The sequence below is a fragment of the Pseudoalteromonas sp. AS71 genome (assembly GCF_038900275.1).
In the GTDB taxonomy this organism is placed as follows: Bacteria; Pseudomonadota; Gammaproteobacteria; order Enterobacterales; family Alteromonadaceae; genus Pseudoalteromonas.
Map to the genome: position 1 here is coordinate 267921 of NZ_JBBMQZ010000001.1, position 13998 is coordinate 281918.

At 38.5% G+C, this 13998-nt stretch carries 11 protein-coding genes; 8 read left to right on the plus strand and 3 right to left on the minus strand.

All coding sequences use genetic code 11. From position 1 onward, the window contains the following. Positions 1–27: 27 nt before the first annotated feature. The 3 genes from argS to WNY98_RS01355 all read left to right on the plus strand — a co-directional run bounded on the left by argS (position 28) and on the right by WNY98_RS01355 (position 3578). On the plus strand, positions 28–1770 hold the full coding sequence (argS, locus tag WNY98_RS01345) for an arginine--tRNA ligase (protein ID WP_342876910.1): 1743 nt from the start codon (positions 28–30) through the stop codon (positions 1768–1770). 380 nt (positions 1771–2150) lie between these two features. After that, on the plus strand, positions 2151–2789 hold the full coding sequence (gene pdxH, locus WNY98_RS01350; RefSeq protein ID WP_342876911.1) for a pyridoxamine 5'-phosphate oxidase: 639 nt from the start codon (positions 2151–2153) through the stop codon (positions 2787–2789). Positions 2790–2810: 21 nt separating this feature from the next. Next, on the plus strand, positions 2811–3578 hold the full coding sequence (locus WNY98_RS01355) for a TatD family hydrolase (RefSeq protein WP_342876912.1): 768 nt from the start codon (positions 2811–2813) through the stop codon (positions 3576–3578). On the opposite strand, the gene WNY98_RS01360 is transcribed toward WNY98_RS01355, so the two are convergent. Continuing rightward, positions 3545–4165, minus strand: a complete 621-nt coding sequence (locus WNY98_RS01360) for an AhpA/YtjB family protein (protein ID WP_007581635.1) — start codon at positions 4163–4165, stop codon at positions 3545–3547. The two genes, WNY98_RS01355 and WNY98_RS01360, sit on opposite strands and share 34 nt — an antisense overlap. A 152-nt stretch (positions 4166–4317) precedes the next feature. On the opposite strand from WNY98_RS01360, the gene serB reads away from it, so the two are divergent. Further along, positions 4318–5346 carry a phosphoserine phosphatase SerB gene (gene serB, locus WNY98_RS01365; protein ID WP_342876913.1) on the plus strand — a complete coding sequence of 343 codons (1029 nt, stop codon included), beginning with the start codon at positions 4318–4320 and terminating at the stop codon, positions 5344–5346. A 20-nt stretch (positions 5347–5366) separates the two neighbouring features. Here the strand turns inward: serB and WNY98_RS01370 are convergent, their stop codons facing one another. After that, a complete protein-coding gene (locus WNY98_RS01370; protein WP_342876914.1) occupies positions 5367–7844 on the minus strand; it encodes a PilZ domain-containing protein in 2478 nt (825 codons plus the stop codon). A 363-nt stretch (positions 7845–8207) separates the two neighbouring features. On the opposite strand from WNY98_RS01370, the gene radA reads away from it, so the two are divergent. After that, positions 8208–9593 carry a DNA repair protein RadA gene (radA, locus tag WNY98_RS01375; protein WP_197184675.1) on the plus strand — a complete coding sequence of 462 codons (1386 nt, stop codon included), beginning with the start codon at positions 8208–8210 and terminating at the stop codon, positions 9591–9593. A 75-nt stretch (positions 9594–9668) separates the two neighbouring features. Next, positions 9669–10601 carry a hypothetical protein gene (locus WNY98_RS01380; RefSeq protein ID WP_024598619.1) on the plus strand — a complete coding sequence of 311 codons (933 nt, stop codon included), beginning with the start codon at positions 9669–9671 and terminating at the stop codon, positions 10599–10601. A gap of 231 nt (positions 10602–10832) precedes the next feature. Here the strand turns inward: WNY98_RS01380 and argE are convergent, their stop codons facing one another. Beyond that, entirely contained in the window at positions 10833–11993 is a 1161-nt protein-coding gene (gene argE, locus WNY98_RS01385) for an acetylornithine deacetylase (RefSeq protein WP_342876915.1), read from the minus strand. A gap of 224 nt (positions 11994–12217) precedes the next feature. Between argE and argC the strand changes: the two genes are divergently transcribed. Then, entirely contained in the window at positions 12218–13228 is a 1011-nt protein-coding gene (gene argC / locus WNY98_RS01390) for an N-acetyl-gamma-glutamyl-phosphate reductase (protein ID WP_024598617.1), read from the plus strand. Further along, on the plus strand, positions 13229–13996 hold the full coding sequence (argB, locus tag WNY98_RS01395; protein WP_024598616.1) for an acetylglutamate kinase: 768 nt from the start codon (positions 13229–13231) through the stop codon (positions 13994–13996). It abuts the gene before it with no gap. Positions 13997–13998 lie beyond the last annotated feature (2 nt).

Below are 13998 nucleotides of genomic sequence, written 5' to 3' on the forward strand. Positions count from 1 at the left end.
GGCGGGCTTACAAAGGTAAATAATATAATGAACATTCGTACTATTTTAATCGAAAAAGCTATTGCCGCTATGGCTGGCGCAGGCTTACCTGAAGGCACAAACCCAGCAGTAACGCAAAGCACACGTCCACAATTTGGTGATTACCAAATTAATGCAGCAATGGGCGCGGCTAAAAAAATGAAAAGCAACCCACGAGAGCTTGCACAAAAAATTATAGATAACCTTGATGTAAGCGATATCGCAGAGAAAACTGAAATTGCGGGTCCAGGTTTTATTAACATTCATTTAAAGCCAGAGTTTTTAGCGCAAAGTGTTAAAGCAGCTAATAGCGATGCAAAGCTTGCAGTAAACGAGCACGCTAACCCACAAAAAGTGGTAGTGGATTACTCATCACCAAACCTTGCTAAAGAAATGCACGTAGGCCATTTACGTTCAACCATTATTGGTGACTCAATTGTACGTGCGCTTGAATTTAGAGGCGATACGGTTGTACGTCAAAATCACATGGGTGATTGGGGCACGCAATTTGGTATGTTAATCGCGCATTTAGAAGATCAAATTAGCCAAGGTGTAGATTTAGATACTGTTGCACTTGCCGATTTAGAAACCTTTTACCGCGATGCTAAAAAACGTTTTGACGACGAAGAAGGCTTTGCAGATAAAGCCCGTAATTACGTTGTTAAATTACAAGGTGGCGACGCGCACTGTGAAAAGCTTTGGAAACTATTTATAGCAACCTCAGTTAAGCACTCTGAAGAAGTATACAAACGTTTAAATGTAACGCTTACGCAAGCCGATATTATGGCTGAAAGCGCGTACAACGCAGAGCTTAACGATATTATTAGCCTACTTAAAGATAAAAACATTGCTGTAGAGTCGCAAGGCGCGCAAGTTGTGTTTTTAGATGAGCTAGCCAACAAAGATGGCGAACCATCTGCGTTTATCGTACAAAAATCTGGCGGTGGTTTTTTATATGCAACAACAGATTTAGCGGCATGTGATTATCGTTCAAATAAATTAGGTGCCGATCGCATCTTAATTTTTGTAGATGCACGTCAAAACCTACACTTTAATCAAGTAGAGCTAACAGCGCGTAAAGCAGGTTTATTACGAGACGAAACAAGTTACGAGTTTTGCCCGTTTGGCACGATGATGGGCGCCGATAACAAACCATTTAAAACACGTACTGGCGGCACAGTAAAACTTGCTGACTTATTAGAAGAGTCAATCAACCGTGCAGCTGCAAAACTAGCTGAACGTGAATCGGATTTAAGTGATAGCGATCGCAGCGAAATTGCCCGTAAAGTAGGTATTGGCGCAGTTAAATACGCAGACCTTTCTAAGCACCGTACCAGCGATTACATATTCAACTGGGACAGCATGCTAAGCTTTGAAGGCGCAACAGCCCCTTACTTACAATATGCTTATACACGTATCCGCAGTATTTTCCGTAAATCAGGCGTTGATGCAGCTACATTAAATTCAGACGTAGCAATTGTTGAGCCTCAAGAAAAAGCACTAGCACTTAAGCTACTACAGCTTGAAGAAGTACTTGATTTAATGATCAGTGAAGCAACACCGCACGTACTATGTGGTTACTTATATGAGTTAGCAAGCTTATACATGACATTTTACGAAGCCTGCCCAGTACTTAAAGAAGGCGTAGAGCCAAGCGTGCGCGATAGCCGTTTAGTGCTGTGTAATTTGGTTTCTAAAACATTAGAGACGGGATTAGACTTACTTGGCATTGAAGTTATGGAGCAAATGTAATCACCTTCTGCTGCGTGTAGTTCGCTTTGACTGCGTTGTCGTGCTTTTTTAGCCTAAGTCACATACTAAATGTATGCTCCTTGGCATAAAAAAGCACTCCGTCTTGTCAGCACTTCTACACTTGCAGATATCTGAGTTGTGTAGTTTACGTTATAGGTTGGGTTGAGTGAAACGAAACCCAACGATCCACCTGAGACTCTATGTTTACTGCTATCGAATGCATCTGAGGCTCTGTGTTTATTGCTATCGAATGCACCTGAGACTCTATGTTTATTGCTATCGCATGCACCTGAATCTTAATATTTGTTATTACTCAACATCTATTGTTTTAAGCTCGCTACTATAAGCTCTTTTCTAAGGCTTTATTTAAAGGACTTGTTATGAAACTCGAAGATATCCGCCGTGAATACCTGCAAGACGCGTTAAGCGAAGATAATTTGCAAGATGATCCGTTTAAGCAGTTTGAAACGTGGCTTGAGCATGCGGTAGCAAGCAAACTACCCGATCCAACAGCAATGGTTGTAGCAACCGTTGATGAAACCGGTCAGCCTTCACAGCGTATTGTGCTTTTAAAACATTTAGATGATAACGGGTTTGTGTTTTTTACTAATACCGGCTCGCGTAAAGCGCAAGAGCTTAAAGGTAATAATAAAATTTCCTTGCACTTTCCGTGGCATCACATGGAGCGCCAAGTTATTGTGTATGGCGAGACTAAACCCTTACCGACTTCTGCTGTGGCAAAGTACTTTTTATCCCGTCCTAAAGAAAGCCAATTAGCCGCGTGGGCATCAGCGCAAAGTCGTCCGGTGTCATCACGTAAAGTACTCATGGAAACCTTTGCCAATATGAAAAACAAGTTTGCTAAAGGTGAAATACCACTTCCTGATTTTTGGGGCGGATATTGTGTAGTACCCACTAAAATTGAGTTTTGGCAAGGCGGAGCGCATCGTTTGCACGACCGTTTTATGTATCAGCGTCAAGCCGATAACAGCTGGCAAATTACACGCTTAAACCCTTAATAAAAAGATGAGTAAGTAACCGTGCAATTTATTGACTCTCATTGCCATCTCGACTTTAGCGAGTTTGATTCAAATCGTGAATCGCTCATAAACGAGTGTGTAGCAAAGGGAGTTAATCAGTTTGTTGTGCCAGGTATTACGCTTGCTCAATCGCATACCCTCATAAAGCTCAAAGCAACTTACCCAAGTATAAAAATAGCCGCTGGGCTACATCCTTATTTTTTAGAACAACATAAAGAATCGCACATAGAAGCGTTATTTGATTTTGCGACTGAAAATAAGCGCCAACTGTTAGCTATTGGGGAGTGCGGGCTTGATCGAAGTATTGAAAACCTCTCTAAACAAACTTATTTATTTGAACAGCAAATAAGGCTTTCTAACGAGCTAAGCTTACCGCTTATTGTACATCACAGACAAAGTCACGATTTAATTGCGCAATCATTTAAACGGTGTAAGCCAAAAAATGGCGGGGTGATTCATGCATTTTCGGGATCAATCCAACAAGCGCAGTATTATATAAAACACGGCTTTAAACTTGGTGTAGGCGGTGTTATTACCTATGATCGCGCAGTAAAAACACGGGCTGTTATTGCTGCTATTGAGCCAGATAACTTAGTGCTTGAAACCGACTCACCTTCAATGCCGTTAAGTGGTTACCAAGGTGAAATAAACACACCGCTGCATATACCTGATGTATTTAACGCGTTATGTGATTTAAAACCACACAGCGATAGAGAAGCGCTTGCAAAGCAGCTTTACGATTCTTGCTCAGATGTTTTTTGCATATAGCGATTTACCTGCCAACGTTTTAATCCACGTCCTAGCTGCCACGTAAAAATACACGCAATCACTAGCATTAATAGTACCTGCCGACCTAAGTCATGAAAATGATTATGGCTGTCGGATATTGCAGCGCGAGTTAAATAAGTAACAGACACAAAGCCTATAGGGCGGTCATCATCGCTTATCACTGGTTCCATAAAAGGTGTTTTTAGTTTACTAATACCCGGTGTTGAGTCGGGAAGCTGTCCATAAATATGGTGTGATTGCCAATTGTCACTACTGGCAATTAAAATGCCTTGTTGATCATAAATAGTGGCAGAAAGCACAAACTCATCTTTACTTATATCGTTACAAATGGCGTTGAGTTGTGGTTTATTCTTTTCTATGAGCGGCGTTTTAACATTTAAAGCCATAAATTGAGTGAGGCTTTTTGCAGTGCTATCGGCGCTATCGTATAACAATTGATGACTTTGAAAACTACTATTAACGCCTACCCAGCTTAATAATACAAAACAGCCAGCCGCAAGTATTAAGCGAACAAGTCTCTTTCTTTGTGAAGCGGTAATAGGGTTTTTAATATGGTTATTTTTCATAGTCACCGTTTATGCTGCTGACAGCATTTTGATTTGATGTTACAACTACACTAACTATAACCTTAAACCCCACCTGATGGCGAATTTAGTGTTGAGAATACCAGTTTTGATATGCCAACTATCAGGAAAATAAAAATAAACACGGAGATCCCATGTCGCAAATCAACATGGCACAGCCAACTGCTGAGCAGCCATTACAACACTTAACTTTAAATAAATGGTTTGGCTTTAGTGATGGTGTATTTACATTTCTTGATTATATTCCCAATAAAGCATTAGGGTTATTCAGCATCGCGTTTGCAGGTGATTTTGAAGAAAAACACATTGTTAGCATTATTGATTTTTTAGCTACGCATAACCAAACCGTCACTGCTATATGCCAATATCAACCAGATTTAGGGCTTGCACCTGCATTGTGTTTTTACGCGCAAAATGCAGAGCAAGCTATAAACCCGTTAGTGCTTCAAGAGTTTTCAAACACGATTGATTGTCAATTAGTGCAAGTTGCTACTCCACCTAATTTATATGAGCCTGGTTTATTGGTTATGGATATGGATTCAACTGCAATAACTATTGAGTGCATAGACGAAATAGCACGCCTTGCAGATGTATACGATGAAGTTGCCTCTGTAACCGCACTTGCTATGGCCGGTAAGATTGATTTTAGCGAGAGCTTAAATCAGCGTGTAGCGAAGCTTACAGGTATTGAAAAAGGCTTAATTGAAGAGCTAAAAAATGCATTGCCTTTAATGCCTGGTATTAAAGCATTATGCCAAATTTTAAAGCAGCATAATTGGTATTTAGCAATAGCTTCTGGAGGTTTTGTACCGTTTGCTGAGCGCGTTCAAGAGCTTATTAATTTAGATGAAGTACACGCTAATGTGCTTGAATTTAAAGATGATAAATTAACAGGTAAGGTACTGGGTACAATTATAGATGCGCAGCAAAAAGCAGTTATTTTAGAGGCGCTTCAGCAAAAACTAGGGCTTGAAAAAACACAAACTGTAGCTATTGGGGATGGCGCAAACGATTTAGTAATGATGGCAAAGGCGGGTTTAGGTGTAGCTGTACATGGTAAACCTAAAGTAGTTGAGCAAGCGCAAGCGGCTATTTGTGAAGGGTCATTATTGCAATTGCTGTATATGTTGGCTATTCCGTTAGAAAAACAACCAACACTTTAAAATAAATTAAGTTAAACCGCTTAGCGTAAGCGGTTTAACCAAATTAGCTTACGACGGCCCATTTGTTCAACTTGCTCTTTTTTAAGTTCTAAATGGCTTAAAGCTTCTTCAGTTATATCTACTACGTCACCCACACCCGCAACAGCCCATAAGGCTTCTTCTAAATCTTTTGCTTTGTGCATTGCGTATTGGCTTACGTATTTTAGCTCATTAGAGAGGTAGTCAGTGTCAGGGCGACCTGTGCGCGAAATATATAAACGCATTACAAATATAAGTTGCGATGTAATGTCTTTACTAATTTGTTTATAAAAGCTTGAGTAGTCTTCGCCTAAAGTGCATTGGCTAACAATGGCCTCTTCAATGTTACCCTTACGAGGGTCGAAGTTAATCGCGATTGTGAAAGCAAGCGGTGCATCTTGGCGACTGCGATCTTTTATATTAGGCGTTATAACATTAATAATTTGCTCTTCGGTAAGAATACTCGAAAAGTCAGTTTTGTTACTTAATAAACCAAAGTTTTGTAAAATAACATGCAGAGGGCTTGCGTATAAACCATAACCAATTGCACCCGTTTTAAAGTGTGCAGCTTCCTTGTGTAAATACAGTGGAAATTGGCATACACTTTTCGTCACCATATTTCTAAGCGCGGTAGATAAGCCTTCTACTTTAGGTGCTTCTTCAGATACTTTAAGTTTGTCTTTATTACCTTCTATTAACTGAGTGAAAAAGGTTACGCCAGCATGGGGTAACTCAGCAATGCGATTCGCTTTTAGGTTAATAGTAGTGAATGACTTACTAATAGCCATTACTTCGTACTTTAGTTCGCTAAGTTTATGCTTTTTAGTTATTTTTTGAAGCTCAGGAAATGTTAAAAGTACTATATCGCCTTTTTTGAATGTAGCAGGTTGCTCGCACTCTAACTGTAAACCCATCACTGAAAAATCACGTGTATAACCGTTAAATACTTCACCATTAATTGTGATGCTAACTGGTGTCTTATAAAGGTAGCGCTTATGTGAGCGTAAATTTACGTATTCAAGTGGCACAATGTCTAAATAAGGTGGCGTTTTGTGTTTGGCGTGGCCAAAATGCTTAAGCTGATTTACTAACGCTTTGTCAAAAGTAAGTTGTTTATAACTCGCTTGCTCTGTTTTATTGCCGATACTTGTTAGTACTACAATATATTTAACGTCTTTTATAAGGCCCTTTACGCGAGGTGATGGCGGCTTATTGAGTTTTTCTATATTTTCACCAGCACTATTAGGTAGTGAAAGGGGTATAAAAGAGTCGTCAGGATGGCTTGGCATTATTTGTATTTTAAAACACTTCCAGCTCTCTTTTTGGCTACCAAAACCTAAAAATAGATCACGTAACTTGGGGCTGTTAGTTAGTTCGGTACGTGTCGCTGAGTAGTAATAAATTTTACCTGATGATACATGAGTAAATGTATAAAGATAATCTTCTTTGACCGCAGTAATTTGGGTTAGTAATTGTGTAATACGTTGATGATTAAGTACATTGTACAAACACGGTATTTTTCTTTCATCGGTAAAATAGCGTTGGATAAAAATATTATTTTCAGTAGTAAGGCTAAGACTTGAGTAATATTGATCATCTTTTTTGCTTAAAAATACATATAAAGACGTTACGCGAGGAATGTAGTATTGTTCATACCCTTTTGATACTACAGCATCGAGTGTGTTATCTAAATTCACTTTATAACGACGTTTATTACCGTGAATAAAGCTTTCTAAAAAGTCATTAAAGGCATCGTTATTTTCGATATAAGTGCGTTTTAAGCGAATATGATTAAACTCACGAGAAATATTTTCAACGGCAACAACTTCGTATTGAATACCGTTTTTTAAGCCAAGCTCAAAGTCTTGTTCAAGGCCAACTAAGCGCATTGCAATTAGCTCGCCTTTTTTTATAGAGTAGCGTGTTGCAAGCTTAACTTTACAGCCGCTCAAAGATATATCTGAGGTGCTAGCTGCAATGTTCTTTTTATCTTTGTAATCAATAGTTACTTTTATTGAGTAATTCATCCGCTCTTCACGGCGGCTCTCGTAAGAGGCAAACTTAATGACTTCAGTGCTTAAGTTATTTTCTAATTCTTGTAATTCTGATTTTTCGGCGGCTTGTTTTTGTAATACGCGGTGATTATTTTCTGTATTCATAACAGCTTCGTAAACAGCTAAGGTGTATTCACCATGCTGTTTAAGTGCTTTTTCAAACACTTCAATGGCAGTGTCATCCATAAAGTGTTGTTTGCCGTTATGCTCATACGGTTTTACTTGGCCTGTTACTAATCCACGAAGATCAACAAAACGTGCCACTGGCTGAGATAAGCGTGACATTTCCATTTTCATCAAAAATTGCTCAGGTTTGGTTAACCCCGCAGTTTTTGATTTGAAAATCAGGTCAAATTTAGCATTGCCTAAATATGTTTTTAACTCATTCACGAGGTCTTCGTGTTTGAGCATTATGTCATCAGCCATTTATAAAACCATCACCGTCTAATTGAAAAAGTAGGTATACTGTTAAGTCCATTTATTAGAAATTCAATAAACGTTAAATCGCGCTATGTTATTAATATAGGTACGATTATTTGAGTAACTACCGTTTAGCTCTTGTTATTAATGTGTTATTTGCCATTTTATTGGCAAATTACTTTAAACTATTTCAAAGCAAAAAGTATGCCCTAAATTATAGCTAAAAAGAAACACCATGTGTATTTAATGATTGTGACGGTAGATTTTTACGCAGGCAAGAGTTTGTTGCTAAGTAAATGCTTGAAATGGCAAAATATGCGCTTAATGGTAAGTATTTTCAAAATTAAAGAATAGTAGGTAAGGTTATAAATGACTAAAGCGGCAAAAATAGAGTTTGTGTGTACAGAATGTGGCATGAACTACCCTCGTTGGCAAGGTCAGTGCCGCTGCGGTGCATGGAACACATTAGCAGAATTTAAACCTTCAGCAGGACAAAGTAAAAAGGCGTCAGTTCGAGCAAATGTAGGCGGTTATGCTGGCGGTGCTGGTGGCGGCTCTAAAAAAATTAATGATATTGCTACGTCAGAGGCAGAAAAACAGCTGACAGAAATTGGCGAGCTCGATCGTGTGCTAAGCGGTGGTGTAACTACCGGCTCTGTTAATATAATTTCAGGTGATCCAGGTGCTGGTAAAACAACATTGCTATCTGACCTAGTGGCGAGAATGTCACAACGTATGCCATCACTTTACTGTACGGCAGAAGAGTCTTTATCTCAGTTTAAAAACAGGGTAAATCGTTTAAAGTTAAACTATAACCCTGACGAGCTTTATTTACTTTCAGAAACCAGTGTTGAAACTATTATTGAAGAGCTTGAAAAAAATAAAATTAAGTTTGCTGTCATTGACTCTATTCAAGCTGTTGTAACCGATACGGCAAATGGCAGCCCAGGTTCGCCATCGCAAGTAAAAAGTGCAGCCCAAGCGTTAACTCAATACTGTAAGCAAAATGATGTAACCATGTTCATTATTGCTCACGTAAATAAAAATAACGAAATAGCAGGCCCTCAAACACTCGTACATATTGTCGATGCGCTTTTACACATAGATACCAATGATGGGCAAATTCGAACCCTTAGGGCAAATAAAAACCGCTTTGGTGATATTGATACTGTGGGCATTTTTAAAATGTGTGAACGTGGGATGTTGAGCGTGGATAATCCAAGTGAAATATTTTTATCGGGTTCTACAACCGATTCACCAGGGTCTACAATTACCTGTATTCGTAAAGGCAATCGTAATTTATTGCTCGAAATTCAGTGTTTAACGACCGAAACCGAGGCAGAATTTCCGCAGCGTGTTTGTGTTGGTTTAAATATGAACCGTATAAAAATGCTGACTGGTATATTACGCAAACACACTAAAACTAAAATATTTCACGATACTTTTTTTAATATTGTTGGCGGCTTAAGAATTGATGAAACAGAAACGTGTATTGATTTAGCATTGGTTACCGCATTACTTAGTAGCTTAAACGAATTTGTTGTACCTCGTACCACGTGTATTATGGGTGAGCTTAGCTTAAACGGCGATGTACGCCCAATCGACAGTGGTGTACCACGTGTTAAAGAAGCTGCACAACATGGTTTTACTGAAATATATATTCCATTTCGTAATTATCATAAATCGATGGAAGGGCTTGGTGCTAAAATTACGCCAGTTAAAACAGTACATGAGTTGCTTAGTTTAATTAATTAACACTTACGGGTGTTAATGTGTAATGTTACTCTTAAGAAAACTCGGTTTACACAAAGAATAGAATAAGGAAATAACATGAAAAAGTTAGTAATAGTTGCAGCAATTGTAGCTGCGGGCGTTGGTGGCGTGAGCTATGCAAATTATGTAGCTACACAAGAAGTGCGTGCAGAAGTAGATAAGCAACTTGCTTTAGTAAGCGAGCAAACTGGCGCTACATTTAAATACGCTGGTTTATCGGCAAGTGTTATTTCAAAAAGCGTAGAAATAACAAACATGGAAGTAATAAGCCCTGAGGGTGACAATGTTGCTAATATTCAAAGCATTGAAATAACTGGTTACGAGCCAGATAAAATATCACCGCATACATCATTTGATGTAAAAAGCTTTCAGTTTGATAAAGATTTTGTTTCAAAATTACCTGCAGATACAAACGAAATGCTAGCGTCGGCAAGTTACGATTTACATTCATCACTTGATTACGATGAAGAGTCTGGCAACAGTGATGTAGTAGTTAAGCTTGATGCAAAAGATATTGTTAGTTTTAATATGGATATGGGCTTGGCTAATTCAAAAGCATTAATGGATGCTTCATTGGCGATTAGTAAAGCACAGCAAGAAGCGGGTAACCAGCCACTTACTTACGAGCAAGAGTTACAGCAGCAAACACTTGTTATGCAAGCAATGAGTAAGTTAGAACCACGTAATGTTAGCTTTGTTTTAAATAATCAAGGTAAGCTAAAAGATTTATTATCAAGCGAGCTTGAAAAGCAAGGTATGACGCTTGAGCAGATGGAAATGACGCTAGAGCAACAGTTGCAACAAGCGCCTGTTACTGAAGACATAGCCGCAGCTTTAACTAGCTTTGCTAAAGGTTTAAATTCATTTAGCGTATCTGCAAAGCTACCTGAAGGTAAAACCATGATGGAAATTAATCAACAAGTTATGATGCTAGTAGGGCAACCTGAAGAGCTAGTTAAGTTTATTAATTTAGAAGTTAAAGGTGATTAAATATTAGTATTTAATTATACCAACTCCAATAAATAGCTGATCTATTTTACTTGCTAAAACAACCCATTTCTTTGTTGTAAATTTCGCAAAGGGAACAACCATTTACATCAATTTACGCCTAGGACTGAATTGTTTTTTCGGCGTAAAATTTAGATCACATACTTAATGGAATTGGTATTATCTAATAAAGGCGCCAATTGGCGCCTTTATTATTTGTGTTGTTATAAGTAGCTAGTGACCCTGATAGCTAAAGCAATTAGCTTTAATAATATCGGTGATTATTTGTTGTGATGGTTTTATTTTTTCCATCGCTAAAAACTCATCAGGTTGATGCGCTTGGTTAATTGAGCCTGGACCCATTACAATTGTTTCACAGCCAAGTTGTTGTATAAAAGGAGCTTCAGTACAGTAATTTACCGCGACCGCTTTTTGCCCCGCTATTTTTTCAGCCATTTTTACTAAAGCACTGTCGGTGCTGCCACTAAATGCCGGAATGGGTTCGTGTAAATCAATAACACTCACAGCGTTAGGGTATTGATCATTAATTTCTTTCGTTGCATCGTGTACTAATGCTTGTAGTTCTTTAATGCTTAAACCCGGTAATGGGCGCATATCTATATGCATTTCACAGCAACCACAAATTCTATTCGCGTTATCGCCACCATGAATATTACCTAAATTTAATGTTGGATAAGGAATTTCAAAGTGATTTATTGAATACTTATGCTTTAGTTGCTCTTTTAAGAACATCAATTTTGTAATCACTTTATGCATTACTTCAATGGCGTTAAGGCCACGTTCGGGATCTGAGCTATGCCCAGAGCGACCAACTACTCTTATTGCTGTACTCATATGGCCCTTGTGCATAAATACTGGAGTCATATTAGTAGGTTCGCCAATTATACAGCGCGCAGGTTTTAAATTAGGGTGCTTACATATTTGCTGTGCACCTGCCATAGTTGTTTCTTCATCGGCAGTGGCGAGTATTAAAATAGGTTGAGTTTGCTGCTTTTCATCAAGCTCACTAATCGCATGTAATACAAAAGCAAAAAAGCCTTTCATATCAATGCTTCCTAGCCCGTACAATTTATTGTCGAGTTCGGTAAGTTTAAACGGATTGTGGTTCCAGCGGCTGTCATCAAAAGGCACTGTATCAGTGTGGCCCGCAAGCATTAATCCGCCATCGCCTTTCCCGCGTTTTGCTAATAAATTAAAGCGGCCCTTACCGCCTTCTAGTTCAATAATTTCACACGTAAAACCAAGTGTTTCACACCAGTTTGCAAGGAGTTCGATTACGTTTTTATTGCTCATACACAGGTTGTCTTCAATTGCGCTAATAGAAGGGGCTGCAATCAATTGTTGATACATAGAAATAAACGAAGGCAAAGGCATAAAAAAATCCAAAATTATTATTCAATTTAATTGCATAACAATATAAAAGTATTTATGATGAATATCAATTCACTTTTTAAGCATAAATATATTAAAGTAAAGCTATGAAAATAATGCGACGATAATCTACAAATTCATTAAATTAAGTCTTAATTTAGCGTTTTAGCTAGTTTAAGCGAACAACATATATATTTAGCAGTAAATTTAAAAATAACGAGTAATCAATGAATGTAGTTATTATTGGCGCAAGCGGTTACAGCGGCGCAGAGTTAGCAAGCTTAGTTGCTAATCATCCAAACCTTACCTTAACAGGCTGTTATGTATCTGAGGGTAGCTTAGATAAAAATAAATTACTAAGTGATTTATATCCAGAGCACCTTGGCTTACTTGATTGTCCTTTACTTCCTCTTAGTGCATCAGCTTTTGATGACATTCAAAATGATGCTGACTATGTATGTTTATGTACCGATCACAAAGTAAGTGTTGATTTAGCGCCTCAATTTTTAGCTATGGGTAAAAAAGTATTTGATTTGTCTGGTGGTTATCGCCTAGCAAGTAATGATGATTACGTTACTTACTATGGTTTTGAGCATCAACACCCAGAGCTTTTAAATGAAGCGGCTTACGGTTTAGCAGAGTGGAACAGTGATGCTATAGCTAACGCAAAGCTAATTGCTGTTGCAGGCTGTTACCCAACTGCCGCACTTAATGCACTTAAACCGCTTAAAAAAGCAGGCTTATTGAGCAGTGAAAGTATTATTATTAATGCAGTATCGGGTGTTACGGGTGCCGGGCGTAAAGCGAGTGTAGGAACACATTTTTGTGAGGTATCGCTTGCACCCTATGGTTTGTTTAACCACCGCCACGGTCCTGAAATTGAACAACACCTTGGTCACAAAGTGTTATTTACACCGCATTTAGGTAATTTCCCGCGCGGTATTTTAGAAACTATTTATGTACAACTTAAGCCAGGCGTTACCAAGGAAAACGTTGCATCGGCTTATCAAGTACTTGCTAACGAGCCATTAATTCGTTTGTTAGGCAATAAAATACCTTCAATTAAAGGTGTAGCTAAGCAGCCATTTGTTGATATTGGTTGGCAACAACAAGGCACGCAGTTAATTGTAATGTCTGCGATTGATAACTTATTAAAAGGTGCTGCTGGTCAAGCTTTGCAATGTATTAATATTTCTATGAATTTAGAGCACACGACCGGCTTAAAAGGGGCCTTTTAAATGAGTAAAAAAACGTGGGTTATTAAACTCGGTGGTGCAGTACTTAATACAGAAAATGCAGCAAAAGCGTTATTTGATGTACTCAATGAGCAAAAAAATAATGAGTTTGTCATTGTGCACGGTGGTGGCTCTTTAGTTGATACATGGCTTAAGCAAGCCGGTTTTGCCAGTGCTAAACACCAAGGCTTACGTATTAGTCCAGCAGAGCAAATGCCCTATATAGTTGGGGCACTTGCAGGTTGTGCTAATAAACAATTAATGACTCAAGCGATTAATGCAGGGCATAAACCTGTTGGCTTAAGCCTTTTTGAGGCGGGTGTGACTGCTACTCAAAAGCTAAAAGCGCTTTGCTTAGTAGGTAAGTGCAAAAGCAACGACGATTCTATAATTAGTGATTTACTTAAAATAGGTCGTTTACCTATTGTTAGCTCTATCGGCTTTGATGAACAAGGGCTTTGGTATAACGTAAATGCAGATGAAGCTGCAGCGGCTATTGCTAGTAATTTAAATGCAGAACTTATTTTTATGACAGATGTAGAAGCGGTACTTGATGCAAATAAACAGCCGTTACATCAACTTGACACAAAACACATTGATACTTTAATTACAGATGGAGTAATTGTGGGCGGGATGGAGGTCAAAGTTAAGACCAGTCTTCACGCTGCCCAACACTTACGACGCGGTGTGTATATTTCCAGCTGGCAAAAGCCAGAAAACTTAACTGCTCTGTTACAAGGTGAGCATGTCGGAACAAAGATTACACCATAGGT

Coding starts and splice junctions, on each gene's coding strand:
- argS (WP_342876910.1), top strand. CDS start 28: ATGAACATTCGTACTATTTTAATCGAAAAAGCTATTGCCGCTATGGCT.
- pdxH (WP_342876911.1), top strand. CDS start 2,151: ATGAAACTCGAAGATATCCGCCGTGAATACCTGCAAGACGCGTTAAGC.
- WNY98_RS01360 (WP_007581635.1), bottom strand. CDS start 4,165: ATGAAAAATAACCATATTAAAAACCCTATTACCGCTTCACAAAGAAAG.
- serB (WP_342876913.1), top strand. CDS start 4,318: ATGTCGCAAATCAACATGGCACAGCCAACTGCTGAGCAGCCATTACAA.
- WNY98_RS01370 (WP_342876914.1), bottom strand. CDS start 7,844: ATGGCTGATGACATAATGCTCAAACACGAAGACCTCGTGAATGAGTTA.
- radA (WP_197184675.1), top strand. CDS start 8,208: ATGACTAAAGCGGCAAAAATAGAGTTTGTGTGTACAGAATGTGGCATG.
- WNY98_RS01380 (WP_024598619.1), top strand. CDS start 9,669: ATGAAAAAGTTAGTAATAGTTGCAGCAATTGTAGCTGCGGGCGTTGGT.
- argE (WP_342876915.1), bottom strand. CDS start 11,993: ATGCCTTTGCCTTCGTTTATTTCTATGTATCAACAATTGATTGCAGCC.
- argC (WP_024598617.1), top strand. CDS start 12,218: ATGAATGTAGTTATTATTGGCGCAAGCGGTTACAGCGGCGCAGAGTTA.
- argB (WP_024598616.1), top strand. CDS start 13,229: ATGAGTAAAAAAACGTGGGTTATTAAACTCGGTGGTGCAGTACTTAAT.